At 49.0% G+C, this 1,162-nt stretch carries 3 protein-coding genes; 2 read left to right on the forward strand and 1 reads right to left on the reverse strand.

The genetic code is table 11. The features are described from left to right. Window positions 1-366, reverse strand: a 366-nt coding sequence (locus ACYVRH_RS12995; protein ID WP_461257322.1) for a hypothetical protein, incomplete at its 3' end; no start/stop codon positions are given. 37 nt (window positions 367-403) lie between these two features. On the opposite strand from ACYVRH_RS12995, the gene ACYVRH_RS13000 reads away from it, so the two are divergent. Both ACYVRH_RS13000 and ACYVRH_RS13005 read left to right on the forward strand, forming a co-directional pair. Beyond that, complete coding sequence (locus ACYVRH_RS13000; protein WP_461257323.1) at window positions 404-592, forward strand: helix-turn-helix domain-containing protein; 189 nt, start codon at window positions 404-406, stop codon at window positions 590-592. Next, window positions 582-1,079 (forward strand): hypothetical protein, encoded by a 498-nt coding sequence (locus ACYVRH_RS13005; RefSeq protein ID WP_461257324.1) that lies wholly within the window; start codon window positions 582-584, stop codon window positions 1,077-1,079. The genes ACYVRH_RS13000 and ACYVRH_RS13005 overlap by 11 nt, the downstream gene beginning before the upstream one ends. Window positions 1,080-1,162 lie beyond the last annotated feature (83 nt).

A 1,162-nucleotide genomic window follows, 5' to 3' on the forward strand; every position in this document is an offset into this window, starting at 1 on the left:
AAAACAGCCCTGCCCCTCCTTGCCGTATGATTTCACCTTTTTTTCTTCACTATGCGTTTTCCCCCGAGCGGAATTGGGTTTTTCCCCCTCCGCTTCAAGACGGATTGACCTTAAAGAACGCATCCGCTCCGCTAATTTTTCCCTCTCCACGCCAGTTATAGCCTTAACGGTCGGATGCCTTCCAAGCCAGCTTTCTTCGGCGGTTTTTCTTTCCACATCCGTTGCGTCAGGGTCTATGCCGGACATCTTTTTCCCGATAACGCAACGCCGTTCAAGCATGGCAAGGGTAAAATATCCCGCAATAGCGGAAGCGCCTATTTTTGCGATTTTCCGCTGACGTTTAACCCATTCGGGAACGTCCTGCAAACGGCAGGACTTATTTTTAACGTATGCAGGGGGAAAAATGGAAACTTATTGGAAAGTGAATGAAGCGGCGGCGGCGTTGCAAGTGTCGGTGCAGACCATATACCGATATGTGGCGAATGGGGAAATACCTTTTCACAAATTAAACAGGGCGGTGCGGTTCAAACCGTCCGAGATTGAAAACTGGATGGAAGGGAAAAAAGCGGGGGCGTTGAAGAATGAAATGTAAATACTTTGAAGAATGTTCAGCGCCTATATGCCCAAAGGACGAAAGGGCGGCGCAGTCCGTATGGTTCGCCGATGAGCCTGTCTGCCGTTTGCAGGACGTTCCCGAATGGGTTAAACGTCAGCGGAAAATCGCAAAAATAGGCGCTTCCGCTATAGCGGGATATTTTACCCTTGCCATGCTTGAACGGCGTTGCGTTATCGGGAAAAAGATGTCCGGCATAGACCCTGACGCAACGGACGTGGAAAGAAAAACCGCCGAAGAAAACTGGCTTGGCAGGCATCCGGCTGTTAAGGCGAAAACAAGCGAGGAGAGGGAAAAACTGGCGGAGCGGATGCGTTCTTTAAGGTCAATCCGTCTTGAAGCGGAGGGGGAAAAACATAAATCCGCTCAAGAGAAAACGCATACCGAAGAAAAAAAGGTGAAATCATACGGCAAGGAAGGGCAGGGCTGTTTTACGCCTTGTAATTTGAATAATGGCGGGGGATAGATAACAAATGGCTAGGAGCGGAATACAGAGATATGAATACTAACATAGTTTTTAAACCTACGGCTGTTCAGCGCAAGGCTCTT

Source organism: Treponema sp. R80B11-R83G3 (assembly GCF_054786115.1).